This is a genomic window from Flavobacterium cupriresistens (genome assembly GCF_020911925.1).
Taxonomy (GTDB): Bacteria; Bacteroidota; Bacteroidia; order Flavobacteriales; family Flavobacteriaceae; genus Flavobacterium; species Flavobacterium cupriresistens.
Genome location: NZ_CP087134.1, coordinates 2220863 through 2244812 on the forward strand (window position 1 = coordinate 2220863; position 23950 = coordinate 2244812).

22 protein-coding genes and 4 tRNA genes are annotated in these 23950 nt (G+C 34.5%); 23 read left to right on the top strand and 3 right to left on the bottom strand.

Translation table 11 applies throughout. The features are described 5' to 3' along the window. Positions 1 to 138: 138 nt before the first annotated feature. Together LNP23_RS09785 and rnhB are read right to left on the bottom strand one after the other, a co-directional pair. Positions 139 to 1149: an OmpA family protein gene (locus tag LNP23_RS09785; protein ID WP_230004737.1), complete on the bottom strand. Its 1011-nt coding sequence runs from the start codon at positions 1147 to 1149 to the stop codon at positions 139 to 141. A gap of 221 nt (positions 1150 to 1370) precedes the next feature. Continuing rightward, complete coding sequence (gene rnhB / locus LNP23_RS09790) at positions 1371 to 2027, bottom strand: ribonuclease HII (protein WP_230004738.1); 657 nt, start codon at positions 2025 to 2027, stop codon at positions 1371 to 1373. Between the two features lie 360 nt (positions 2028 to 2387). On the opposite strand from rnhB, the gene LNP23_RS09795 reads away from it, so the two are divergent. The 7 genes from LNP23_RS09795 (at position 2388) to LNP23_RS09825 (ending at position 13042) form a co-directional block, all read left to right on the top strand. Continuing rightward, positions 2388 to 5528, top strand: coding sequence for a SusC/RagA family TonB-linked outer membrane protein (locus tag LNP23_RS09795; RefSeq protein WP_230004739.1), 3141 nt, complete (start codon positions 2388 to 2390; stop codon positions 5526 to 5528). Between the two features lie 10 nt (positions 5529 to 5538). Next, a complete protein-coding gene (locus LNP23_RS09800; protein WP_230004740.1) occupies positions 5539 to 7011 on the top strand; it encodes a RagB/SusD family nutrient uptake outer membrane protein in 1473 nt (490 codons plus the stop codon). 377 nt (positions 7012 to 7388) lie between these two features. Next, a complete protein-coding gene (locus LNP23_RS09805) occupies positions 7389 to 9359 on the top strand; it encodes a putative porin (RefSeq protein WP_230004741.1) in 1971 nt (656 codons plus the stop codon). A gap of 50 nt (positions 9360 to 9409) precedes the next feature. Further along, positions 9410 to 10771: a pyridoxal-phosphate dependent enzyme gene (locus tag LNP23_RS09810; protein ID WP_047777929.1), complete on the top strand. Its 1362-nt coding sequence runs from the start codon at positions 9410 to 9412 to the stop codon at positions 10769 to 10771. An 86-nt stretch (positions 10772 to 10857) separates the two neighbouring features. After that, on the top strand, positions 10858 to 11340 hold the full coding sequence (locus LNP23_RS09815) for a 3'-5' exonuclease (RefSeq protein ID WP_230004742.1): 483 nt from the start codon (positions 10858 to 10860) through the stop codon (positions 11338 to 11340). 78 nt (positions 11341 to 11418) lie between these two features. Then, positions 11419 to 12690: a DUF2851 family protein gene (locus tag LNP23_RS09820; RefSeq protein ID WP_230004743.1), complete on the top strand. Its 1272-nt coding sequence runs from the start codon at positions 11419 to 11421 to the stop codon at positions 12688 to 12690. Between the two features lie 124 nt (positions 12691 to 12814). Continuing rightward, positions 12815 to 13042: a PspC family transcriptional regulator gene (locus LNP23_RS09825; protein WP_047777924.1), complete on the top strand. Its 228-nt coding sequence runs from the start codon at positions 12815 to 12817 to the stop codon at positions 13040 to 13042. Positions 13043 to 13099: 57 nt separating this feature from the next. Here the strand turns inward: LNP23_RS09825 and LNP23_RS09830 are convergent, their stop codons facing one another. After that, complete coding sequence (locus tag LNP23_RS09830) at positions 13100 to 14560, bottom strand: APC family permease (protein WP_230004744.1); 1461 nt, start codon at positions 14558 to 14560, stop codon at positions 13100 to 13102. A 509-nt stretch (positions 14561 to 15069) separates the two neighbouring features. Here LNP23_RS09830 and LNP23_RS09835 point away from each other — a divergent pair. From LNP23_RS09835 to rplL, 16 genes are all read left to right on the top strand, one after another. After that, complete coding sequence (locus LNP23_RS09835; RefSeq protein ID WP_319624873.1) at positions 15070 to 15735, top strand: ComEA family DNA-binding protein; 666 nt, start codon at positions 15070 to 15072, stop codon at positions 15733 to 15735. Positions 15736 to 15751: 16 nt separating this feature from the next. Beyond that, positions 15752 to 16894 (top strand): acyl-CoA dehydrogenase family protein, encoded by a 1143-nt coding sequence (locus LNP23_RS09840; RefSeq protein ID WP_047777919.1) that lies wholly within the window; start codon positions 15752 to 15754, stop codon positions 16892 to 16894. A gap of 195 nt (positions 16895 to 17089) precedes the next feature. Continuing rightward, positions 17090 to 17284, top strand: coding sequence for a 30S ribosomal protein S21 (gene rpsU, locus LNP23_RS09845; RefSeq protein WP_026985791.1), 195 nt, complete (start codon positions 17090 to 17092; stop codon positions 17282 to 17284). 528 nt (positions 17285 to 17812) lie between these two features. Then, positions 17813 to 18706 (top strand): tyrosine-type recombinase/integrase, encoded by an 894-nt coding sequence (locus LNP23_RS09850; protein ID WP_047777915.1) that lies wholly within the window; start codon positions 17813 to 17815, stop codon positions 18704 to 18706. 34 nt (positions 18707 to 18740) lie between these two features. Beyond that, positions 18741 to 19043 (top strand): ribosome hibernation-promoting factor, HPF/YfiA family, encoded by a 303-nt coding sequence (hpf, locus tag LNP23_RS09855; RefSeq protein ID WP_041517713.1) that lies wholly within the window; start codon positions 18741 to 18743, stop codon positions 19041 to 19043. 100 nt (positions 19044 to 19143) lie between these two features. Then, positions 19144 to 19217 (top strand) — tRNA-Thr (locus tag LNP23_RS09860). 123 nt (positions 19218 to 19340) lie between these two features. Beyond that, positions 19341 to 19421, top strand: a tRNA-Tyr gene (locus tag LNP23_RS09865). Between the two features lie 89 nt (positions 19422 to 19510). After that, positions 19511 to 19582 (top strand) — tRNA-Thr (locus LNP23_RS09870). A 55-nt stretch (positions 19583 to 19637) separates the two neighbouring features. Then, entirely contained in the window at positions 19638 to 20825 is a 1188-nt protein-coding gene (gene tuf, locus LNP23_RS09875) for an elongation factor Tu (RefSeq protein ID WP_047777914.1), read from the top strand. 59 nt (positions 20826 to 20884) lie between these two features. Then, a tRNA-Trp gene (locus LNP23_RS09880) sits at positions 20885 to 20955 on the top strand. 18 nt (positions 20956 to 20973) lie between these two features. Further along, the gene (secE, locus tag LNP23_RS09885; protein ID WP_047777913.1) at positions 20974 to 21171 is read left to right on the top strand and encodes a preprotein translocase subunit SecE; all 198 of its coding nucleotides are present in this window, start codon (positions 20974 to 20976) and stop codon (positions 21169 to 21171) included. 10 nt (positions 21172 to 21181) lie between these two features. Then, positions 21182 to 21733 (top strand): transcription termination/antitermination protein NusG, encoded by a 552-nt coding sequence (nusG, locus tag LNP23_RS09890; RefSeq protein WP_029273444.1) that lies wholly within the window; start codon positions 21182 to 21184, stop codon positions 21731 to 21733. A gap of 67 nt (positions 21734 to 21800) precedes the next feature. Next, positions 21801 to 22238 carry a 50S ribosomal protein L11 gene (rplK, locus tag LNP23_RS09895; RefSeq protein WP_007807442.1) on the top strand — a complete coding sequence of 146 codons (438 nt, stop codon included), beginning with the start codon at positions 21801 to 21803 and terminating at the stop codon, positions 22236 to 22238. A 13-nt stretch (positions 22239 to 22251) separates the two neighbouring features. Next, positions 22252 to 22941, top strand: a complete 690-nt coding sequence (rplA, locus tag LNP23_RS09900) for a 50S ribosomal protein L1 (RefSeq protein ID WP_007807440.1) — start codon at positions 22252 to 22254, stop codon at positions 22939 to 22941. Between the two features lie 22 nt (positions 22942 to 22963). Then, entirely contained in the window at positions 22964 to 23470 is a 507-nt protein-coding gene (rplJ, locus tag LNP23_RS09905) for a 50S ribosomal protein L10 (protein WP_047777912.1), read from the top strand. 89 nt (positions 23471 to 23559) lie between these two features. After that, positions 23560 to 23931 carry a 50S ribosomal protein L7/L12 gene (gene rplL / locus LNP23_RS09910; protein ID WP_007807437.1) on the top strand — a complete coding sequence of 124 codons (372 nt, stop codon included), beginning with the start codon at positions 23560 to 23562 and terminating at the stop codon, positions 23929 to 23931. Positions 23932 to 23950 lie beyond the last annotated feature (19 nt).

Here is a 23950-nt window from a genome sequence, read left to right on the forward strand (position 1 = left end):
AAATCCGTTTATATCAGCGTTTTTGCCATTGCAAACCCTTATAATCCGCGTCCAATTCTACGCAATCTGTCGCAACTTAATTTCACACACGGATTAAAAAAGCTGTAAAATTCTTTTCAATAAATTTTAAACAAGCACTTATGCTTTTACGATTTCTACCCTGCGGTTCTTTGCTTTATTCTCTTCACTGTTGTTATCCGTGACAGGCTTATCAGCTCCCCAACCTTTGGTTTGTAATCTTGTCGCATTTATTCCTTTAGAAGTTAATGCAGCTTTTACGGCATTTGCTCTGTCTTCAGAAAGTTTTTTATTGCGAGCGGCAATACCGCTGTTGTCAGTATGTCCTTCAATAGCGATTTTAAGGTTGGGATTATTCGTTAATAATTTTTGGATTTCATCAACAATCGGTATGGATTCTGTTTTTATTGTGGCTTTATCCGTGTCGAAATTTATGTAAAGCGCTATATGTCCTTTAGTATCAAGTTCGTTTTTTATAGCCTCTGCTTTGATAAGAGAAGCCGTCATTTTAAATGGTTTTGTTTCCAGAACCATCCATCCGGCAGAAACAGCATCATCACCAGGCGTAAGTTGTACCCAAATGTTTTTGTCGGCACGGCGAATCAGATAAGTTGTGGTAACGGCACTTGCCATAAAACCATAACCATTCATATATTTTACACGGTTATTATCCGGAACGGTATGAGAGGAGTCCACCGGTACTTTCATTTGAGATACCTTTACACCATCAACACTTTTAATTAACTCTTCCAGATTTCGTGCTACTTCAAGATCGCTATACGATTTTCCTTCTTTGGCCTTAATTCGGGCATAGAAAATTTTCCCCTCCGGTTTTTCAAAATGGTCTTTTACCCAAAAATAAGCAACATCAAAGTCAGAAGTATTATCTTTTGGATTGCCTTCATAATTTTCAGGCAGATTAAAATAAGGGAAAGCACCAAGAGGTTTGTCTGAAACAGGGATCGAATTAATGTCGAATTGATTAGCGGAAATTGCTGCAGCAGGTTTCTCAGCAGTTGGGGGCGATACCAGAGAATCTGCGGTATCGGTCAGATCATTCTGTTTTTTATTAGAATTGCATGCAAAGGTTATGCAGGCAATTAGGACTAAGGTTAAGGTTTTGATTTTCATATTGGTTCGTTTTTTGAAAATCAAAGATAATAAAGTGAGGAGATTTTAACAAGAATACAAGTCTTGAAAATGTTGTTTTTTTATGTGTAATTATTTAATAAAGTGGTGGTTATGGTTTTTATGATTTGCTATCTCTTTGTTTTTTGTAGGTCGTCTTACCGATGGTAGTGTTTTAGTGGTGCGTATACCTTAATAGTATTGGAATCACCAGGGACCTATTTTTAGAACAACTCCAATTGATCCGGTAGTAATCTAAAAGACATACGATGGTATTTGGTCGGGCCATATTTTTTAATGGCTTCGCGATGTTCTTTAGTAGGATAACCTTTGTTCTTTTTCCAATTGTACATCGGAAACTCTTCGTGAATTTGATTCATATATTCGTCACGATACGTTTTAGCTAAAACGGAGGCAGCGGCAATACTTAAGAATTTAGAATCTCCTTTTATTATACTTTGATTTGGAATTGACTTTAATAAGGCTATTTCAGTTTTGGAGAATTGTTTTCCGAAAGTATTTTTTAAACCCAGTTTTGCATTCAAAGCACGATTACCATCTACAATAATAAATTCCGGGGTTTGATTTAATTTTAAGATACATTCCTGCATGCCTTTCATGGAAGCGTTCAGAATGTTTATTTCATCAATCTCTTTCGGATGTAAGTGTGTTACAGAAAAGCAAATGGCCTCCAGTTCTATAATCGGTTTTAGTTTCTCTCTGATTTTTTCGGATAACTGTTTACTATCATTTAAAATGGAATTGCAAAAATCAACAGGCAGAATTACGGCAGCTGCAGTTACAGGACCAGCCAAACAACCTCTTCCAGCTTCGTCTGTACCAGTTTCAAAAGTAAATCCGGAGAAATTTTTTTCAAGCATTTTGATCTTTTTTTTCAACGACAAATATTATAATTTTTTTTTATAGATTTTGTAAAATTAGCGTTCGGATTTCGTAAAAATATACAAAATGTAAGTGTTTGATTTTTAGTCACGTATAGTTAAATGTTGACGATATAGCACCCTGTAGCATGTTTTTAAATTGTTAAGTTTTATTTTTTTATTAAATGAAATAATGTTAATATTTAAGGTTAAATCTTGTGAAAAGTGCGCATAAATACCTCTTTTTGTGGTCAATATTGATGTATTGTCAATTGATGTGTATAAGTTTTGTTAAAAATGTTTTGCTATTTTAAGAAATAATTAAGATGTTTGCGCCATACTAATTCAAAACAAATTAAAATGAAATTAAAATTACAATGGATTTTTACGCTATTAGTGGCGTTATCTATGCAGTTTTCTTTTGCACAAGAGCGAACTGTATCCGGAAAGGTGTCTGACCAAACAGGTGTCATTCCAGGAGTGAATGTTGTTGTTAAAGGAAGTAAGGTAAGTACTTATACTGATTTCGACGGAAGTTATTCAGTAAAAGCAAAAACAGGAGATGTTTTAGTTTTCTCATACGTAGGTTTGAGTAACAAACAAGTGACTGTTGGAACTTCAAATACTTTAAACGTTTCTTTAGAGTCAGAGGCTCAAGTAATGAACGAAGTTGTAGTTGTAGCTTACGGAAAAGCTAAAAAAGGAAGTTATACAGGATCTGTTTCTTCTATTAAAGCAGAGGCATTAGAAGATCGTGCTTTGACTAACGTTTTATCTGGTTTAGATGGTGCGACATCTGGAGTTCAGATTCAAAGTTCAGCTGGTCAGCCGGGATCGGCACCTCAGGTGAGAATTAGAGGTTTTAGTTCGATCAACGGATCAAACACACCTCTATATATTGTAGATGGTGTTCCTTTTGCTGGAGATATCAGTACAATTAACAGTACAGACGTTGAAAGTATGAGTATCTTAAAAGATGCTGCTTCTACTTCTTTGTACGGATCAAAAGCAGCAAATGGGGTGGTTATTATCACTACTAAGACAGGTAAATCTAAAAAAGATAAATTTACATTAAATCTTAGTACAGGTTTGTCGAACAGATCTATTCCGGAGTATAGTAGAGTAAACGCATACCAATATTATCCTTTGATGTGGGAAGCCGCCAGAAATGGACTGTTAACATCAGGGGGAACAACACTTGCGGCAGCTAATCAAGATGCCTCTAACAGGATTTTTGATGATTTGATAGTAAATCCGTTTAACGTTCCTAATAATCAAATAGTAGGGGTGGATGGTAAATTAAATCCAAATGCTCAATTGTTGTATCCTGGAGATTTAGATTGGGAAAAAGCAATTACCAGAGTAGGTGTTAGAAGAAATATTGATTTCTCTTATCAGGGAAGAAGTGAGACTTCTAACTATTTTGTTTCTTTAAGCCACTTAAACGAGCAGGGGAATATTATAAATTCTGATTTTGAAAGAACTACCGCGCGTATTAATATTAATTCAAAATTCAAAGAATGGTTTAAAACTGGTTTGAATTTGTCCGGAGCTTTAACAGACTCTAAACAGGCTGTTGAAGGAGTGGCTAATACGAATGCTTTCGTTAACCCTTTTAGCGCAGTTAGATACATGGGGCCAATTTATCCAATATTTGACCATAATGCTGATGGCTCTTATACGTTAGATGAGAAAGGAGAAAGAGTGTATTCTACTTTAAGAGGAGCAAGTGCAGCAAATGGACGTAATATTGTATATGAAACATTATACAATCAGGATCGCGACGAGGCAATATCTTTAAATGCAAGAACATTTGCAGAATTTAGGCTTTCTAAAGATCTTAAGTTTACAACTAATTATGCTATTGATAAGCGTACGCTAAATAACTCATCATATCAAAACGGACTTATCGGTGATGCTGCACAATCAGGAGCGGCTGGTAGACAGAATACGGTTTTCACCGGAGTTACTTTCAATCAAATCTTTGATTATTCAAAATCTTTTGGGCAACACAATGTAACAGCAATGCTAGGGCATGAAAGTTTTGAGTACAGTACTTCATTTACATCTGGAGACAAAAAACAACAAAATGTTGGATTAAATACAGAATTGATTAATTTTGTAGGTGTTACAGATTTAACGTCTTACTCAAGAGGATATACTACAGAGGCTTATTTCTCAAGAGTAGGATATGACTATGATGGAAAATATATCGCATCTGCTTCATTCCGTAGAGATGGTTCTTCTAAATTTGCAAAAGACAATCGTTGGGGTAATTTCTGGTCTGTAGGTGGGGCATGGAATATCTCAAAAGAGAGTTTCTTAGTAAACAATTCATGGATTAATGAATTAAGAGTTAGAGCGTCTTATGGTGAAGTGGGTAACGATTCTCATATTAGCAATGACGGTCTTAATTTTTACATCAATCAACCGCTTTATTCTTTAGGTTTTGATAATATTAACGAAGGGGGGTTTATAGCTAACACTACTGGAGCACCAAATTTGCAATGGGAGAAGAATGCTCAGTCAGATGTTGCTGTTGAATTTTCGTTCTTTAAAAACAGATTTAGTGGTAGTGTTGAATACTACCACCGTAAAACAGATGGCCTTATTTTCGAGAATCCACTACCATTATCACTTGGTTTAGATAATAGAGTTGAGAATATTGGATCTATGTATAATAATGGTATTGAGATTTCGTTAAACGGAACTATAATCAAGACAGCTGATTTTTCTTGGGATCTTAATATTAATGCTTCTACGATTAATAATAAGATTACTTCTTTACCACAGAAAGAGATTATTTCTGGAACAAAGAAATATTCAGTAGGAAGTTCAGCTTATGATTATTGGTTGAGAGATTGGTATGGGGTAGATTCTTCAGATGGATCTGCTTTGTATACTTTGGATCCAAATTTGAGCAGAACTGGAGCGACAGACGAAAGAATTGTTGATGGAAATAGAGTAACTACAAACCAGAATAAAGCGTTGTACCAGTACGCAGGTTCTGCTTTGCCTGATTTATTCGGTAGTTTTACAAACACTTTTAAGTACAAAGGATTAGAGTTAAGTGTCTTGTTTACGTATCAGTTGGGCGGAAAAACATATGATACCAATTATGCTTCTTTAATGCATACAGGTAGTGCGTTAGGATCGGCGCTGAGTACAGATATTTTAAACAGATGGCAGAAACCGGGAGATGTTACAGATGTTCCGAGATTAGATGCTGTAAGAAATTCGCAGTTTTCTGCTGCTTCAGACAGATGGTTGGTTGATTCAGATTATTTATCATGGAGACAAGCGACTTTAGCGTATAATTTACCTAAAAATTTAGTAGATAAATTAGGTTTGGATAATATGAGATTTTTTGTAAATGGGGAGAATTTAGTACTTTTTACTAAGAGAAAAGGGCTGGATCCTACGCAGAATTTTAATGGAACAACTCAAAACAGGTTTTCTCCTGCAAGAACTGTTTCATTAGGTCTTAACTTAAACTTTTAATTAAAAAAATATGAAAATTAATATTTCAAAATATATAATAGCAGCTTTATCGATGGTGCTGTTAGGGTCATGTTCAAGTGATTTCCTGGATCAGGATCCAACCCAGTATGTAAATGAGAATGATGCTTTGAGTACAACACAAGCACTTTATGGTGCTGTAAACGGCTTACATCGCTCAATGTATATCAGATACGAAAGCCAGGGAGAAACAGGTGCAGGAGGCGGTTTCATGCAATTAATGGACGTTGCCGGAGAGGATTTGGTCTATACATATAATAACACATGGTATCAGTCAGTTTATAACTGGCAAGGTATAGCTAATGAAAATGGAGGTGATACTAGATTTATTTATAGAACATTCTACAGATTGATTAGAAATGCAAATGCAATCATAAATAGTGCTGATGCAGCGAAAGGTGATCAGCGAGATAAAGATATTGTTAAGGGACAGGCACTTTTTTACAGAGCTTTTAGTCATTTTCAAGTGGTTCAGGTTTACGGTAAAAGATATGTGAACGGTGTAGTGAACAGCGAGGCTGGTGTGCCAATTATTCTTAATGCAGTAGATAGAGTAGGAAGATCTTCTGTTGAGGATGTGTATAGACAAATACATGCGGATCTTGACAAAGCTATTGTATTATTAAATGGTTATGGTCGACCAAATAACTCTCATTTAGACGTATCAGTTGCCTATGGTTTAAAAGCACGTATAAATTTAGTTCAAGGGAACTGGGCTGCTGCTGCAGATTTTGCTGTTAAAGCAAGAGCTGGTAAATCTTTAATGGCTAGAGAGGAGTATACCAAAGGGTTTAATGATTATGAGAATAGAGAGTGGATATGGGGTAGCCATATTGTAGAGGTTCAAACTGAGGGATTTGCAAATTTCGGAGCTTATATGTCTCGTAATTATAGCTCTACTGTAATTAGATCTTGTCCTAAAGCGATCAACAGTAAATTATACGCTCAGATTCCTGCTACAGATATTCGTGCGTCTTTATTTGACCCAACTGGAAATCATGCTGCATTAAATTTGGGAAGTAATTTTAGAAAAAAGGCGTTTACAAGTCAGAAATTCCTTTCTTTAAATTCTTCGGACAGTAGATGTGACGTGCCTTATATGCGTGTAGCTGAGATGTACTTAATTGAAGCTGAGGCAAAAGCAAAATTAGGACAGGCTGATGCTGCACAGATTTTATTTAATCTTGTAAAAGAAAGAAATCCTTCTTATGTATTGTCTACGAAAACAGGACAGGATTTAGTTGATGAAATTTGGTTCCAAAGAAGAATCGAATTATGGGGAGAAGGATTTAGATTCCTGGATTTAAAGAGAACTAATTCTGCTTTAGACAGAACCGGAGCGAATCATGTTTCGTCAATTACCGGAGGTCTTTTCGCTGTTCCTGCGGGAGATAAAAGATGGCAATGGTTGATTCCAATCGCTGAGATCAATGCTAACCCATTAGTGAAACAAAACGAGAGATAATCAATTTTTATAACTCATAATAAGAACTGCCCAATTAATTTTGGGCAGTTTTTTTTTGCACAAAACGCAACGGTAAAATTTCTTTGTAGTAGTCGAGAGAAAAGTAGAAGGTTTTAAGTTTTAGTTCGCAAAGTTTGAAATAGCTGTTTTGTTTTTTTTTAGGGGTAGTTAATTTTGATTGTTTAACATTTAAGTGATTACGCATTTCACATTTCACATTTGACACTTTGGAATTTGGAATTTAAAAGTTTGGAATTTCTTTCGTGCTATTAGCTAATGTATTGCTATAATTTCAAGTGTTTTTTTATTTATACGGTTTAATCTTTTACCTTTGCTCCACAAATTTTTGCCTAAATAATTATTTATAAAGTTATCAAATGAGAATATTCTTTTTTCTATATCTAGTGGTAGTGCCAGCAGTGTTGTTTTCTCAGACCAAGCCTATTGCTAAAGACAATTTGGATATGAATACAAAATATTCAAGTATTACAGATACCGTAAAAAAGAAAAAAGCCAAGATTGCGACTATAGATCAATATCAGATTATCACGATTGAGCATGATACAACTTATGCCGATACATCTTTAACGTTGAAAAATGCATACAAGCATAATTACCTTAGAAAAGATAATTTTGGACTTTTGGCATTCTCTAATATTGGACAGACGTATAATACTTTGCAATACAGTTTGACAGATTTTTCACCCTATCCGGAATTTGGTTTTAAAGGGAAACATTTTAATTTTTTAGAGGCAAATCAAATTAAGTATTATTCAGTAGCAACACCTTTGACAGAATTGTTTTTTAACAGTACTATTAATAAAGGTCAGAACGTAGATTCATTTATCACACTAAACACCTCAAAAAATCTTAATTTCTCTATTGCATATAGAGGATTGCGTTCAGAAGGAAAGTACATAAATCAGTTGGCAAGTACAGGAAATTTTAGGTTTACAACCAGTTATTTTACAACCGATAAAAGATATGTTTTAAATGCACATTATACCTATCAGGATATTTTGAATGAAGAAAATGGAGGAATAACAACTCCTGCAGATTTTGAAAGTGGCGATCAAAATTTTAAGAACCGCCAAAGATTGCAAGTTTACTTACTTGATGCGGAATCTTTTTTGAAAGGAAAACGATTGTTTTTTGATCACGCTTTTAGGATTAACCCGAAAGAAGGAAATAATAATGCCTATCTGACGCATCAATTTAATTACGAAAACAAATTTTACGAGTACAATCAGGCTACTGTTACCTCTACTGTTGATAATAAGCCTGTAAATAGATTTGGAGATTCTTATGTAACCAGTGGTATAAAAGACCAGACCCGTTTTGAGAAATTGTACAATAAGGTTGGCCTTACCTATGAGAATTCGCTTTTAGGGAAATTCAATTTTTTTATTGACGACTACAGATCAAATTACGAATACAACAGAGTTATACTTGATACAACCGGAGTTATTGTAGTTCCAAACAATCTTTACAGACAGATCAATAATGTTGGAGGACAGTACGAATATCAAAAAAACAAATGGAACGGCCGTTTTTTATATTCCAGATCAATCACCAATCAGTCGCTTTCTGATTTAGATGCCAAATTAAGATATGATCTAAATGAAAAGATCAAATTTGATTTCAGGTATCAGAATATTAATAAATTGCCTAATAATAATTACGACCTGTACCAAAGTAGTTTTATAAAATACAACTGGTCTAATAATTTTAAAAACGAAAAAATAAATTCGCTTAGCGCTAATGTTTTTACACCATGGTTAAATGCCGAGGTTCAATATTCAGTTCTAAAAGATCATTTGTATTTTAAAGATGAGTCCAATGCTGTAGAAATTGCCGCTCAAACTCAGATAGTGAGACCGTATCAGTACGGTAATGCAATTAATTATTTGTCTGTAAAAGCAAGTCGTGAGTTTAAATTTGGACCGTTTGCTTTAGACAATACATTATTATATCAAAAAGTAGAACAATCGGATTTAATTTTAAATGTACCTGATTTTGTAACCAGAAATACATTTTACTATTCAGGTTATTTTTTCAAGAAAGCATTATTTATGCAAAGCGGAATTACATTTAATTATTTTACTGAATATTTCGGTAATAGCTATAATCCTGTTATCGGTGAATTTTTTGTTCAACAAAATAAGAAGATTGGAAACTATGCCAACTTTGATTTTTTTGTGAACGCCAGAATTCGTCAGACGCGATTTTATTTTAAAGTAGAACACTTTAATGCTGCTTTTTCTCAGAGTAACTATTATTCAGCTCCTAATAATCCATATCGTGATTTAGCGATTCGATTTGGTTTAGTTTGGAATTTCTTCCAATAGAATTTTAGACTCTTTATTAATTTTAAAACCAAATATTAAATTTAAATAAAATGGACTTTTCAAAAAATATTTTAGAGACAATTGGTAATACACCATTGGTAAAACTCAACAAAATTGTTGCTGAAATTGATGCGTTAGTATTGGCAAAAGTCGAAACTTTTAATCCGGGGAATTCTGTAAAAGACAGAATGGCCGTAAAGATGATTGAAGATGCTGAGGCCGATGGTCGCCTAAAACCAGGAGGAACCATTATTGAAGGAACTTCCGGAAATACCGGAATGGGACTTGCTCTTGTAGCAATTATTAAAGGTTACAAATTAATCTGCGTGATCTCTGACAAACAGTCAAAAGAGAAAATGGATATTCTTCGTGCTGTTGGAGCAAAAGTGGTAGTTTGCCCTACAGACGTAGAACCTACGGACCCACGTTCTTATTACTCGGTTTCAAAGCGTTTAGCTGAAGAAACTCCTAATTCCTGGTATGTAAATCAATACGATAATATGTCAAATTCTTTGGCACATTATGAACAAACCGGACCTGAAATCTGGAAACAAACCGATGGTAAAATCACGCATTTTGTGGTTGGAGTAGGAACGGGTGGTACCATTTCAGGAGTGGGTAAATTTTTGAAAGAGAAAAATCCGAACATCAAAATTTGGGGAATTGATACCTATGGTTCTGTTTTTAAAAAATACCACGAAACTGGTATTTTTGATGAAAACGAAATCTACTCTTATATCACAGAAGGAATCGGTGAAGATATTTTGCCTAAAAATGTTGATTTTTCTCTAATCGACGGATTCACCAAAGTAACAGATAAAGACGCAGCTGTTTATACCCGAAAAATTGCTCTTGAAGAAGCTATTTTTGTCGGGAATTCTGCCGGAGCTTGTATAAAAGGATTGTTACAGCTTAAAGAACACTTTAAGCCGGATGATGTTGTTGTGGTACTTTTTCATGATTCAGGAAGTCGTTACGTAGGGAAAATGTTTAATGACGACTGGATGCGTGAACGTGGATTCTTAGAAGAAAATATAACAAAAGCAGAAGATGTAATCAAAGATCATATCGACAAACAATTAATTGTTGTTCGTACAGAAGAATTGGTTTCACATGCTATCGAGCGTATGCGTAAGTACAAAATTTCGCAAATTCCAGTTGTAGATATTAATGGTTTTGTTGGTTCTGTTGATGAAACAGATTTGTTCAGAAGTTATGTGGCAGACAAAAATGTAGCCGAAAAACCAATAAAAGAAGTAATGGGAAAACCGTTCCCGATTGTAAAATTAGGAACTCCAATTGAAGAAGTTTCACGATTATTTACCAAAGAAAACGATGCTGTCTTAGTGGATTTAGGAAATGGCAATCACCATATTATTACCAAATACGATATTATTGGGTCTATAAAATAATAACCTAGTTCGTAACTTTGTAATCCATAGATCTAATTTGTAAAGATTAGATTTATGGATTTTTTTAGTTTTAAAATAAAATGAATATGAATTTTACTGCCATAGATTTTGAAACGGCAACTGCTTACCATCCTTGTTCTGTTGGAATTGTAACGGTACAAAACGGGATAATTGTAGACGAGTTTGTCACTTTGATAAAACCTCCCAATAATGAATACAATCCGTTCACCATTCGTGTACATGGAATTTACCCGCGAGATACTGTAAATGCAAAATCATTTTTGCAAGTCTATCCGGAAATCGAAAAAAGATTAAAAAATAGAGTAGTGGTAGCGCATAATGAAAGTTTCGATCGTAATGTTTTATTTAAGTCAATGGCGCTTTATGGCTTAGATTATGAAGAGCTCAATATTGCCCCACGTTGGGAATGCACAGTGAAAATGTATAAAGCAAAAGGAATAAAGCCGACGAAATTAAGTGATTGTTGCCGGGAAATGAACATTCAGCTGAGCCATCACGAAGCACTTTCTGATGCACGAGCCTGTGCTAAATTATATCTGTTGAAATAATTTAAGTTATATTTGTAAGATTAGTACTAATTTTTATTTATTTTTAGGTTTGTTTATGAATTAATATAAAGCCTAAAAATGAAAGAAGAATTTCTTCATTACCTGTGGAAATTTAAGAAATTTGAAACCTTAAATTTAAAGACGACTCAAAATGAGCCTGTAACAATTATTAAGACAGGAGACTATTTGGGACTTTCGGGACCTGATTTTTTTAATGCTCAAATTATAATTGGAAAGCAAAAGTGGGCTGGGAATGTCGAAATTCATCTAAAATCATCCGATTGGTATGTGCACGGTCATGAAAGCGATATTGCTTATGAAAATGTAATTTTGCATGTAGTTTGGGAGCACGATACCGCAATATTTCGGGTAGATAATACTGAAATTTCTGTTTTGGTATTAAAGGATTATGTTTCGTTAGAAATACTAAATAATTATGAGCATTTAACTAAACCAAAGTCATGGATTCCCTGTGAAAGGGAAATTGCTCGGATTGATGAATTTGTTTTCAAAAATTGGCTGGAACGTATTTTTTTTGAACGATTAGAACGCAAATCTGAACTTGTTTTTAGTTTGTTGAAGGAAAAAAATCAGGATTGGGAAGCCGTTCTATTCTGTTTACTGGCTAAAAATTTCGGTTTGAATATAAATGGAGATTCTTTTTTTCAAGTCGCGAAGTCAATTCCGTTTTCAATTGTCAGAAAAGAAGGTTTCGAAACAGAAAATCTGGAAGCTTTGTTTTTTGGAATTTCGGGTTTGCTGGATACGGAGAAAGAAGATGTTTATTTTACAGATTTACAAATCAGATATTTTTATCTAATTAGTAAATACCAGTTACCGAAAGTGTACATTGATCCACTTCAGTTTTTTAAACTTCGTCCGGATAATTTTCCGACCATTCGACTTTCGCAACTAGCGGCCTTATATAAAAAACATCAAAACTTATTCACTGCAATAATTGAAGTAAAATCGATCAAAAAGGTGTATGAATTGTTTGCTGTTTCCTCCACTTTGTACTGGCAGAATCATTACCAGTTCGATAAAGAAAGTCCTAAAAAAGTAAAAACAGTATCGAAATCATTCATAGATTTAATAATTCTAAATACAATAATTCCGCTACAATTTGCTTACGCAGAAAAGAGAGGGGAATTTATTTCAGAAGATTTAATTGATTTTATGAAGGAGGTCGCTCCCGAGAAAAATTCGATTATTGATAAGTTTGAATCCTTCGGAGTAGTATCAAACAGCGCTTTTGATACACAAGCGCTCTTGCAACTCAAAAAAGAATACTGCAATCAAAATGCCTGTTTAAAATGCGCAATCGGAATAGAATTATTAAAAGGCAATTAGAAAACAGGTTCGTTATATATTTTTGTACTTTTGTCCAAAGTCTAGAATCTAAGTTTTAAAATCTGAAGTCAGGAGTTTAGAATCTAAAATCTAAAGTCATCAATCTAAAATCTAAAATAAGCGCATGTCAGCAATAGTAAAACTCAAATTCTTTTTTGAAAAATATGGTTTTCATGTCTCTTCAAGATTGGCAGATAAATTGGGTATGCGGGTAACTAGCGTACGGTTATTTTTTATTTATATTTCATTTGTGACTGTAGGCTTGGGTTTTGGAGTTTATTTAACTCTGGCCTTCTGGATAAGGCTAAAAGATTTAATTAGAGCAAAACGAACTTCCGTTTTTGATTTATAAGCATAAAAAAACTCCAAATTTAATTTGGAGTTTTTTTATGAAATAGTATGCTGAAAATTATTCTGTTTTATTCAGTTTTGATCTTTTCTTACTGTATCCAAAATAAACTAATATACCAATAGCCATCCATCCCAGTGAAAGTAATTGAGCATCTATACTTAGGTTAATCATTAGATAAGTATTGATTGAAATACCAAGAATTGCAATTACAGGTAAAGCAGGAACTTTAAAAGTTCTGGTTAATTGTGGTTGCTTAACTCTTAGAATCCAAACCGCAATACAAACCATGGTAAAGGCAAATAAAGTACCAAAACTTGTCATTTCTGCTAATTTATTGATTGGAGTGAAAGCGGCAACAATAGCGATAATACCACCCAAGATCATTAAATTGTTTTTTGGCGTTCCTGAAATAGGGTTAACTTTAGAGAATACAGAAGGAATTAAGCCGTCTTTAGACATTCCAAGGAAAATTCTTGATTGTCCCATGATCATTACCATTAATACAGAAACCAAACCAACAGTTGCTGCAATAGTAATTATTAAACCAGCCCAACCTTGTCCTGCAATATCAAATGCATAAGCAACCGGTGCTTTTATAGCTTCAGGGTATTTTCCTAGTGGGTTAAAATCTTTATAGTTAATCATTCCTGTTAGTACTAAAGAAACAAGAATATATAAGGTAGTACAAATTAATAATGAAGCAATGATGGCAAACGGAACATCCTTTTTAGGATTAATAGCCTCACCAGCTTGAGTAGAAACAGCATCAAAACCTACATAAGCAAAGAAAATTGCTGCAGCTCCGGATATAACTCCTCCTATTCCGTAAGCATTATGTGTAGTTTCTTTTTCAATAATTTGAGTAGCTTCCGGAATAAATGGATGCCAGTTAGCAGTATTGATGAAGAAAAGTCCCGCAATAATTACAAATATTACAGCAGAAACTTTAAGGATAACAATCATATTGTTCGCTTTTGCAGCACTTTTTGTTCCTTTAATAAGGATTGAAATAACAAAAAGAACGATACAGAAAGCAGGAAGATTCATAGAGAAACCTTCTCCTGAGTAACTGGCAGGGTCAGTTGTAAGCCATTCAGGGAGGTGAATATGAAACATTTTAAGTAATTTATTAAAGTAACCCGACCAGGAAACGGCGACCGTCATAGATCCCATCGCATATTCGAGGATAAGTCCCCAACCGATAACCCAGGCAAAAATTTCTCCAATTGTACCATAGGCATAGGCATAAGCAGAGCCTTCAACAGGTAAAATAGAAGCGAACTCAGAATAACAAAGAGCTGCAAAAACACAGGCAATACCTGCAATAATAAAAGAAAGGGCTAATGCCGGTCCTGCATGATAGTAAGCTCCGGTACCGGTAAGAACAAATATTCCTCCACCAATAATGGCTCCAACTCCAATGGCAGTAAGGCTCCATTTTCCTAAAACCCTTTTTAAATCACTTTTCTTCATATCAGCTTCAAAAGCTGATATTGGTTTAACTCGCATAATTGACATACTATAATCGTGGTTTATTGTTATTAAGTTCCAAATGTATCGTTTTTTATAAAAAATAAAAACAATTATGTAATATTAAGTGACAAAATCTTCACTATTTATATAAATCGCACTTAAAGTATCCGTTAATGCTTGAAATCATTAATTAATTCTATGAAGGCATTTAAGCAGAAAAAAGACCTCAAAATAAATTTGTAAGATTTTTCTTTTAAAATTAAACCTTTTTAATTAATTTAGGCTTGTAATAAAGTATAAAGTTTTAGGTGAATAGGAGTTTTATGACGTTAGTAAGGTATTTTAAGTTTACAAATCAGCAACGAACCGGAATTATTTTGCTTTTTGGAGTAATAATAGTGTTGCAAATGATTTACTTTTTGGTAAACTTCACGGAACTCGAAAAAAAAGTTCCTGAAAAAGAACAGTGGATGTCTTTGCAGGCTGAAATTGATTCCTTAAAAATAGAGAAATACAAGAACAAGCGACAAGTCTATTTGTTCAATCCTAATTATATGTCAGATTACAAAGGTTATAAATTAGGTATGTCTATTCAGGAAATTGACAGGTTGATGGCTTTTCGTAAAGAAAATCGGTATGTAAATTCGGCTGAAGAGTTTCAGCAGATTACAAAAATATCAGATTCGTTATTAAATGTCATTTCTCCTCTTTTTAAATTTCCGGAATGGGCAAGCAATAAAAAAAGAGTTGTTGAGAATAAGAGGGACTTTAATAAAAGTGAAAAATATGGTAATTCAACCTTTGTAAAAAAAGTGAAGAGTGCAGTGATGGATCTTAATTTAGCGACTCAGGAAGATTTAATTAAAATTTATGGAGTTGGTGATGCATTATCCTTACGAATACTCAAACAGAAGGAAATCTTGGGCGGATTTGTTTCAATGGAACAATTAAAGGAAGTTTGGGGGCTTTCACCCGAAGTGATTAATGAATTGAATGTGCATTTTAAGATTTTTGAAATCCCCAAGCTTAAAAAGATTGCAATAAACAAGGTCTCTTTAAAAGAATTATCCCAGTTTCCTTATTTTAAATTTGCATTAGCAAAACAAGTCATTACCTATAGGAGTATGCATGGAGATTTTAAGAATATTGAGGATTTAGCAAAAATTAACGGTTTTCCTGTTGAAAAAGCAAAAATAATTAGTTTATATTTGGAGTTCTAAAATTAAACTGACCACTATGAATTTTGATTATAACGAAACACAATTAATGATTGCGCAGTCAATAAAGGAATTTGCGGACAAAAACATCAGACCTAATATAATGGAATGGGATGAAGCGCAAACTTTCCCTGTTGCCTTATTTAAAGAATTAGGAGAAATGGGATTCATGGGCGTTTTAGTTCCTGAAGAGTATGGAGGAAGTGGCTTAGGGTATCACGAGTATATTACTGTTGTAGAAGAAATCTCAAAAGTAGATCCTTCTATTGGGTTATCCGTTGCGGCGCATAATTCATTATGTACGAATCATATTTTGACTTTTGGAAATGAAGAGCAAAAGAAAAAATGGTTGCCAAAATTAGCAACTGCGGAATTTATAGGAGCCTGGGGTTTAACAGAACACAATACAGGTTCTGATGCCGGAGGGATGAATACCACTGCCGTTAAAGATGGTGATTTTTGGATCGTCAATGGTGCTAAAAACTTTATCACACATGCGATTTCAGGTGATGTTGCTGTTGTGATAGTTCGTACAGGAGAAAAAGGCGATTCAAAAGGAATGACGGCTTTTGTTTTTGAAAAAGGAATGCCTGGATTTACGTCTGGCAGAAAAGAAAATAAATTAGGAATGCGCGCCAGCGAAACGGCTGAGTTGGTTTTTGACAATTGTCGTATTTCTGATGCTAACCGATTAGGAGAAGTGGGCCAGGGCTTTGTTCAGGCAATGAAAATATTAGATGGCGGTAGAATTTCTATCGGAGCTTTGTCACTTGGAATTTCCAAAGGAGCATATGAAGCAGCATTAAAATATTCAAAAGAAAGACATCAATTTGGACAACCTATTAGTAGTTTTCAAGGTATTTCTTTTAAATTGGCTGATATGGCAACAGAAATTGAAGCTTCAGAACTATTGTTGCATAAAGCAGCTTTCTTAAAGCAGCAGCACAAACCGGTTACGACAAGCGGAGCTATGGCAAAAATGTATGCCTCAGAAGCCTGCGTTAAAATTGCAAATGAAGCAGTTCAAATTCATGGAGGTTACGGGTACACTAAAGATTTTCCTGTTGAGAAATTCTATCGTGACTCTAAATTATGTACGATAGGTGAAGGAACGACTGAGATTCAGAAAGTAGTAATTGCTAGAAATTTGCTAAAAGAATAGAATTTATAGAGTAAAGAGAATAGAATATAGAGTAGGTTTTGTTGGTCTAAGTTAGGATTGACGTAGCTTGAGTCTGTTTTTTATATTCTATTCTCTCTTTTCTTTTATTTAAAGAAAAATAATTCATAATTTATAACTGATAACTCATAATTAATAATTACTTTTGCAGCCTTAACGAGAGGAGGTGTCAATATTATGTTAATTATACCAATTAAAGACGGAGAAAATATCGATAGAGCATTAAAGCGCTATAAAAGAAAATTTGATAAAACAGGAACTGTTCGTCAATTAAGAGCACGTACTGCTTTTATTAAGCCTTCTGTAATCAAAAGAGCTCAAATTCAAAAAGCGGCTTACATTCAAAACATGAGAGATGGTTTAGAAAGTTAGTAGTAGCTTATCAAAATAATTACCGTTAGCGGTCAAAAATATATTTTTTTGATGCTAACGGTTTTTTTATGCCTAATTTTGAGATTGTCGAATTTTCGACATGATTCTTTTTGAGTGACTTTTAGGTTAGCTTCAAAAAAGTTTGTTGTTCAGATTTGGAATTTGGAATTTCAAGGATTGGAATTTTATTTCAACTTGTGCTTTCGAATAGTTTTGGATTAAGGGTAGAAAAGGTTGTTGTTCAGATTTGGAATTTGGAATTTCAAGGAGTGGAATTTTATTTCAACTTGTGTTTTCGAATAGTTTGGGATTAAGGGTAGAAAAGTTTGTCGTTCAGATTTGGAATTTGGAATTTCAAAGATTGGGATTTTATTTCAACTTGTGTTTCTGAATAGTTTTGGATTAGGGGTAGAAAAGGTTGTTGTTCAGATTTGGAATTTGGAATTTCAAAAATTGGAATTTTAATTCCCTTTAGTTTCTGGTTTTTTCGAGGAGCAAATTAGGTGTGATGTATAACGGTGGTTTTGTATGAAAACAAATAAAGAGGCATTTCGTGATTATCTGCAATTAGAGAAAAAATATTCCCTTCATACGGTTAATGCGTATCTGGGTGATATCTCGTTTTTTGAAATGTTTAATCAGTCTCAATTTGAACAGGAGAATATAGAGCAGGTTCATTACGGTCAAATTAGAAGTTGGATTGTCTCTTTGGTGGATCAGGGTGTTTCTAATGTTTCTGTGAATAGAAAAATGGCTTCTCTGCGGGCTTTTTATAAGTTTCTTTTAAAAACAAAACAAATAGAAGTAAATCCGATGTTGAAGCATAAGGCTTTGAAGACTCCTAAAATTGTTCAGATTCCATTTTCTGAAAAAGAACTTGTTGATTTGATGGAGGAGGTTAGTAGTCCGATTGGTTTTGAGGAGATCAGGGACAAGCTTGTTGTGGAGTTGTTTTATGCAACCGGAATTCGAAGAGCGGAGCTGATTAATTTGATGGTTTCTAATGTGGATTTGTCTTCAGGGGTGATAAAGGTTTTGGGGAAAAGAAATAAAGAGCGTATAATTCCGGTTCTTCCTGTTGTTTTAGGGCAGTTTGAGTTGTATTTGAAGGAAAGATCTTCTTTAGAGAAAATAGTGGATCAGAATTATTTTTTTATTTCAAGGAAAGGGTTAAAATTGAGTGAATCTTTTGTGTATCGTTTAATAAATTCATACTTTAGTAGGGTCTCTGAAAAGGTAAAAAAAAGTCCACATGTCCTCAGGCATACTTTTGCGACTCACTTATTAAATAACGGAGCGGATTTGAATTCAGTTAAAGAATTATTAGGGCATTCGAGTTTGGCGTCTACGCAAGTTTATACTCATAATAGTTTGGCAGAGTTGAAGAAAGTGTATGGTGACGCGCATCCGAGAAATAAATAATAGTTCTTAAATGTTTAACCCTAAAATTTATATTATGAAGGTAGATGTTCATGCAGTTAACTTTACTGTTGACAGAAAGTTGGTAGATTTTATTCAGGAAAGAATGGATAAGTTGGAAAAATACTACGATCGAGTGGTTTCGGCAGATGTTTTTTTGAAAGTGGAAAGAACAAGTGATAAGGAGAATAAGGCGGTAGAGATAAAGATTAATGTTCCTGGGGATGATTTTTTGGTTAAAAAGCAGTGTAAAACGTTTGAAGAGGCGATTGAGCTTTCGGCAGAATCTTTAGAACGATTGCTTGTAAAGAGGAAAGAAAAAATTAGAACACATATATAATTGAATTTAATTGAAATTTTTTTCAAAAAATGTTTTGATTAAAGGATAAATTAGCTACATTTGCAGTCCGTTAGAAATAGCGGACTTTTTTAATGAGTTTGCCAGCGTAGCTCAGTTGGCTAGAGCAGCTGATTTGTAATCAGCAGGTCGTGGGTTCGAGTCCCTCCGCCGGCTCAAAAAAAGTTTCAAATGCGATTTGAAACAGGTTCTTTTAAATTATTGAAAAAAGTATTTATGATCAGAGAAAGATTTTAGGTTTTAATCTAAAATCAGAAGTCTAAAATCATAAATTATTTCGGGGAGATACTCAAGCGGCCAACGAGGGCAGACTGTAAATCTGCTGTGTGAACTTCGCAGGTTCGAATCCTGCTCTCCCCACAAAAAAAGAAGTTAAGATTTCGGGTTGTAGGTTAAGGATATTGAAAGTCTTAAATCTAAGATTCAAAAATCTAAAATCAGAACTCTCTGCCGACTTAGCTCAGGGGTAGAGTGCTTCCTTGGTAAGGAAGAGGTCACGGGTTCAATTCCCGTAGTTGGCTCAAGTAAGTAGGAAATTGAAAATTAATATATAACTAAGATTAAAAATTAAGTAAAATGGCAAAGGAGAATTTTAATCGTTCCAAACCGCACTTAAACATAGGTACAATTGGACACGTAGATCACGGAAAAACTACATTAACTGCAGCAATTACAAAAGTATTGTCTGACGCTGGTTACTGTCAAGCTAAATCGTTTGATCAAATCGATAACGCTCCAGAGGAGAAAGAAAGAGGTATTACTATTAATACATCACACGTAGAGTATGAAACAGCTAACCGTCACTACGCTCACGTTGACTGTCCAGGTCACGCGGATTACGTAAAGAACATGGTTACTGGTGCTGCTCAAATGGACGGTGCTATCTTAGTAGTTGCTGCTACAGATGGTCCAATGCCACAAACTCGTGAGCACATCCTTTTAGGTCGTCAGGTTGGTATTCCAAGAATGGTTGTATTCATGAACAAAGTGGATATGGTTGATGATGCTGAATTGTTAGAGCTTGTTGAAATGGAAATTAGAGATTTATTATCTTTCTACGAGTATGATGGAGATAATGGTCCTGTAGTTCAAGGTTCTGCTTTAGGAGGATTGAATAATGATCCTGCTTGGGTTCCTAAAATTATTGAATTAATGGAAGCTGTTGATGCTTGGATCGAGGAGCCAATCCGTGATACTGCAAAACCTTTCTTAATGCCTGTTGAAGATGTATTTACAATTACTGGTCGTGGAACTGTTGCTACAGGTCGTATCGAAACTGGAATTGCTAATACTGGAGATGCAGTTGAAATCATTGGTATGGGAGCTGACAAATTAACTTCTACTATTACAGGAGTTGAGATGTTCCGTAAAATCCTTGACAGAGGTGAAGCTGGAGATAACGTAGGTTTATTGTTAAGAGGTGTTGATAAAGAATCTATCAAAAGAGGAATGGTTATCATTAAGCCAGGATCAGTAAAACCACACGCTACTTTCAAAGCTGAGGTTTATATCTTGAAAAAAGAAGAAGGTGGACGTCACACTCCATTCCATAATAACTACCGTCCACAGTTCTACGTACGTACAACTGACGTAACAGGAGTTATTACTTTACCAGAAGGAGTAGAGATGGTAATGCCAGGAGACAACTTGACAATTAATGTTGCTTTATTAAGCCCAATCGCAATGAGCGTTGGTTTACGTTTCGCTATCCGTGAAGGTGGTAGAACTGTAGGAGCAGGTCAGGTGACTGAAATCGTAGGATAATCCTATAAAATTATAAGAAGCCAGTTGATTTTCTTAACTGAAATCACTGGCTTTTAATTACGGGCGTAGTTCAAGGGTAGAATAGCGGTCTCCAAAACCGTTGATGGGGGTTCGAATCCCTCCGCCCGTGCAATAAAAAATATATCAAATGACAAAAGTTACGAATTATTTATCAGAGGCTTTCGAAGAGTTAAAGTCAAATGTTACTTGGCCGGCTTGGGCTGAGGTTCAGAAATTGACAATTGTTGTGGCTGTATTTTCGATACTGTTTGCTTTGGCAACATGGGGAACAGACGAATTTTTTGCAAAAGCTTTAGCTGGATTTTTTAACTGGTTAAAAGGATAATTTTTTTGTGATGGCAGATAATAATGTGAAAAAATGGTACGTAGTTAGAGCTGTAAGCGGACAAGAAAATAAAGTCAAAGCTTATATCGAAACTGAGATTGCCAGATTAGGTATGGGTGATTATGTTTCCCAAGTTTTAGTACCTACAGAAAAAGTAGTTACTGTAAAAGAAGGAAAGAAAATGTCTAAGGATAAAGTTTATTTCCCTGGATATGTTATGATCGAAGCCAACTTGGTTGGTGAGATACCTCATATTATTAAGTCAATTACTAGTGTAATTGGTTTTTTAGGAGAGATCAAAGGGGGCGAGCCTGTTCCATTGAGACTTTCTGAAGTAAATCGTATGTTAGGAAAAGTAGATGAGCTTGCTGTAAATACAGATACTCGTGCAATTCCGTTCAACTTAGGTGAAACTGTAAAAGTGATCGATGGTCCTTTTAACGGATTTAACGGTACGGTTGAGAAAATAAACGAAGAGAAGCGTAAACTTGAAGTAATGGTTAAGATTTTCGGAAGAAAAACACCATTGGAATTGAGCTTTATGCAAGTTGAAAAAGTATAATTTTTGTTACATCTATAATAACCACTATAATTGCTTCCTATGATTATGGTGTTAAATTTTTTAAAAAATGGCTAAAGAAATTAGTAAGGTAGTTAAACTACAAGTTAAGGGAGGTGCTGCGAACCCGTCGCCACCGGTTGGACCTGCTTTAGGAGCTGCTGGGGTTAATATCATGGAGTTCTGTAAGCAGTTCAATGCTAGAACACAAGATAAACCTGGCAAAATATGCCCAGTACAAATTACTGTGTATAAAGACAAATCATTTGATTTTGTTGTAAAAACTCCTCCAGCTGCTGTCCAATTATTGGAAGCTGCAAAGCTAAAGTCTGGATCAGGTGAACCAAATCGTAAAAAAGTAGCTAGCGTTACTTGGGACGTTATCAAAGCAATTGCTGAAGATAAAATGGTAGATTTAAATGCATTCACAATCGAATCTGCAATGAGCATGATCGCTGGAACTGCTAGATCTATGGGTATAACTGTATCAGGAGATGCTCCTTTTTAATTAAGAGAAAGAAATGGCAAAATTAACAAAAAAGCAAAAAGAGGCTGCTTCAAAAATTGAAAAGAACAAACTATACTCTTTGAAAGATGCTGCTGCATTGATTAAAGTTATAGCTTCTGCAAAATTTGATGAGTCTGTTGATATCGCAGTTCGTTTGGGTGTTGATCCAAGAAAAGCGAATCAAATGGTTAGAGGTGTAGTTACATTACCTCACGGAACTGGTAAAGACGTTAAAGTATTAGCATTAGTTACTCCAGATAAAGAAGCGGAAGCTAAAGAAGCTGGAGCTGATTATGTAGGTCTTGACGATTACTTACAAAAAATTAAAGATGGTTGGACAGATGTTGATGTAATCATCACTATGCCAGCTGTTATGGGTAAATTAGGTCCATTAGGTCGTATTTTAGGACCTAGAGGTTTAATGCCAAACCCTAAAACAGGTACTGTAACTATGGATGTTGCAAAAGCTGTTGCAGAGGTTAAAGCTGGTAAAATTGACTTTAAAGTTGATAAAACTGGTATCGTACATGCAGGAATTGGTAAAGTTTCTTTTGGAGCTGAGCAAATTTATGACAATGCACACGAAATTATTCAAACATTAATCAAACTTAAACCAACTGCTGCTAAAGGTACCTACATTAAAGGTATTCACCTTACAAGCACTATGAGTCCAGCAATTGCTTTGGACCCTAAAGCAGTATAATTGGTAGTTAATAATTTTTAGTATGACTAGAGAAGAAAAATCAATCGCGATTGAAGATTTAACTGCGCAGTTAGCTGGTACAAATATTATTTATGTATCTGATATTTCTGGATTAAATGCAGAAACAACTTCAAACTTGAGAAGAGCTTGTTTTAAAGCAGGTATTAAATTAGAAGTTGTAAAAAACACTTTGCTTGCAAAAGCAATGGAAGCTTCTGCTAATGACTATGGTGATTTACCTTCAGTATTGACTGGTAACAGCGCTATCTTTATTTCAGACGTTGCAAATGCACCTGGAAAAATAATCAAAGATTTCAGAAAAAAATCAGCTAAACCTTTATTAAAAGGAGCTTATATCAATTCTGAAATTTACATTGGAGATGATCAATTAGATGCGTTAGCAACTATTAAATCTAAAGAAGAACTTCTTGGAGAGCTTATCGGATTGTTACAATCACCAGCTCAAAGAATTATTTCTGCACTTCAAAACAAATTTGCTGGAGAAGAAGCAGCAACTGAAGAAGCATAATACAAAAGACAGCTACTGTCTCTTGTGTTGATAAATTCGCACACACAAATAAATTATAATTTTACAAATCATTTTAAACGATAGAAAAAATGGCAGATTTGAAACAATTCGCAGAACAATTAGTTAACCTAACAGTTAAAGAAGTTAACGAATTAGCAACAATATTAAAAGACGAGTATGGTATCGAGCCTGCTGCTGCAGCGGTTGTAGTTGCTGCTGGTGGTGGAGAAGGTGCTGCTGAAGAAGCACAAACTGAATTTACAGTAGTATTAAAAGAAGCTGGAGCTTCTAAATTAGCTGTTGTAAAATTAGTTAAAGAACTTACAGGTTTAGGTCTTAAAGAAGCTAAAGATGTAGTTGACGGTGCTCCAAGTAACGTTAAAGAAGGTGTTTCTAAAGAAGAGGCTGAAGGTCTTAAAAAATCATTAGAAGAAGCTGGAGCTGTAGTTGAACTTAAATAAGTTTACTCGGTTTTAAGAA